The organism is Paracholeplasma morum (genome assembly GCF_016907055.1).
GTDB classification, from domain to species: domain Bacteria; phylum Bacillota_I; class Bacilli_A; order Acholeplasmatales; family UBA5453; genus Paracholeplasma; species Paracholeplasma morum.
On sequence record NZ_JAFBBG010000026.1, the window covers coordinates 1 to 2,018 of the forward strand.

3 protein-coding genes are annotated in these 2,018 nt (G+C 34.7%); 1 reads left to right on the forward strand and 2 read right to left on the reverse strand.

Translation table 11 applies throughout. From position 1 onward, the window contains the following. Positions 1 to 72 precede the first annotated feature (72 nt). Positions 73 to 240, reverse strand: coding sequence for a hypothetical protein (locus JN09_RS07550; RefSeq protein ID WP_204434555.1), 168 nt, complete (start codon positions 238 to 240; stop codon positions 73 to 75). Between the two features lie 298 nt (positions 241 to 538). Between JN09_RS07550 and JN09_RS07555 the strand changes: the two genes are divergently transcribed. Further along, positions 539 to 1,252: a DUF2238 domain-containing protein gene (locus JN09_RS07555; RefSeq protein WP_204434557.1), complete on the forward strand. Its 714-nt coding sequence runs from the start codon at positions 539 to 541 to the stop codon at positions 1,250 to 1,252. Positions 1,253 to 1,300: 48 nt separating this feature from the next. Here the strand turns inward: JN09_RS07555 and JN09_RS07560 are convergent, their stop codons facing one another. Continuing rightward, positions 1,301 to 1,903, reverse strand: a complete 603-nt coding sequence (locus JN09_RS07560) for an MATE family efflux transporter (protein WP_204434559.1) — start codon at positions 1,901 to 1,903, stop codon at positions 1,301 to 1,303. Positions 1,904 to 2,018 lie beyond the last annotated feature (115 nt).

Here is a 2,018-nt window from a genome sequence, read left to right on the forward strand (position 1 = left end):
TATCAAACGTTTTTAAATGATAAAGGCATTACTGACATTTTGGAGAAGCATCGGTGATTTCACCAACACTCTTCACCACTCGTCAGTTTTTTTTTGAATCAAGTAGATGTAAGACCCATCTGTTTGAACTAAGGTTTTAGGTCGTGCGAAATGAAAAATCACATAAACAAAATATAAAATCATCCCTAGTATTGTAAATGCAAATGGCACTCTATCGTTTACTGCAACTTCTGGTTCCATAACGACTGGATATCAAAATACAGGCAAAATCAAAAGTCCAACAGAAACAATTAAACATACGTTTCCAATAGATCTCTTTCCGATCGTCTCCATATAAACACACCTTTCGATAATACATTCACATAATAACTTATAATTTGTTTTTTAGTATCAAAAATAAAATAATTTAGTCTATCGATTAAGTGTTGTTTGTAATTATGACTATATTATCAGAAAAAATAATCGTTTATTATAAGTTATTTGGTCAAATTAGGTCTTGTTACTGTATAATAGTATTGTTTATTAACAGGAGGCCACCATGAAAAAAAAGCGTACAAAAACTGAGATATTTTACCTATCTCTAAGAATACTACTCATCTTAATCTTTTTTGCAGCTATATTAGAAATCATCTTTACACGAAGAAGCGATCAAGATGTGAGCCGTGATATCTACGTTACGTTCCAATCTTTATTACTTCTTATTATTACTTTTATCCCAAACTTTGTCTCTAAAACTTGGAAAGTGGATATCCCAAGTACGATTGAGGTACTTTTCATATTGTTTGCTGCATCACACATCTTACTTGGTGAGATTGGCAGATTCTATTCACGATTCACTTGGTGGGATTCTCTCTTACATTTCATTAGTGGTGGATTAATCGCCTTAGTAGGATTCTCGCTTGTGAATTTATTAAATCAACATGAGAAAATCAATGTCTTGATGAGCCCTTTTTTCAGTGCCGTATTCGCAATTTGTTTTGCGTTAGCTGTCGGTGCTTTATGGGAGATTGCTGAATTCTCATTTGACTCATTAGCCGGAGGAAACTCACAACGATATGCAAATATTTATACCAAAGAGGACTACATCGGTCAACAAGCTTTATTCGATACAATGAAAGACTTAATCCTAGACTTAATTGGAGCCATCATCATTGGCGTGGTTGGTTTCTTTGATATTAAACTACGACAAGGTAAAGGTTGGATGGATAAATTTGAAATCATTCGTATAGAATCCAGTAAAGAAAACAAGTAAAGTAAACCCCTCTATCAGCGTGATAGAGGGGTTTTTATATGATGATGACTAATAAGCAAGTCCTTCATTAAGTTCATTTTGAAGCGACAACTTGTTCTTCTCATAGATGACAAATCCCAACAAATCTGCCAGGAACCATCCTATTGGAATGCTAAACCAGATGGCCTTGTAGTCTTTTAAGATAAAGACCAATAGATAGGCGATTAATACCCTAAGTCCTAAGGAAGTAACAGTTAATACAATCGAGGTGCTCAATTTTCCTAAGCCACGGTATAACCCATAAAAAATGAATAAATATCCAATAAGAAAATAGAATAGTCCTTCTGTTCTTAAATAAGTAATCCCAATACTTATGACTTCATTGTCGTTTGTAAAAATATGGATTAAGTCCTTTGAGAATATAAAGACTAACCCAGTAATGAGACTTGAGAATACACTTGAGATCAAAAGTGCACTTTTAAACCCTTGATGGATTCTTTTATATTGCTTAACCCCTTTATTTTGAGAAACATAAATCGAAAATGCATTCCCAAAATCTTGTAAAGGCATATAAGCAAACTGATCAATCTTAACCCCTATCGCAAACGCAGCCATTACTAACACTCCAAAGGAATTGACTAACCCTTGAACCATTAAAATCCCGAAGTTCATGATGGATTGTTGAAGTGAGGGTGAACTACCCACCACTTAATCGAAGTGGGGGCTTCCTATCCAAACCGATGTACCCACCAGTGACTCAATAGGCTATCCCCGTAGTCCCTACGGT

What these genes read in the sequence shown, in the direction of transcription:
- JN09_RS07550 (WP_204434555.1), bottom strand. Translation starts at nt 240, where the DNA reads ATGGAACCAGAAGTTGCAGTAAACGATAGAGTGCCATTTGCATTTACA.
- JN09_RS07555 (WP_204434557.1), top strand. Translation starts at nt 539, where the DNA reads ATGAAAAAAAAGCGTACAAAAACTGAGATATTTTACCTATCTCTAAGA.
- JN09_RS07560 (WP_204434559.1), bottom strand. Translation starts at nt 1,903, where the DNA reads ATGAACTTCGGGATTTTAATGGTTCAAGGGTTAGTCAATTCCTTTGGA.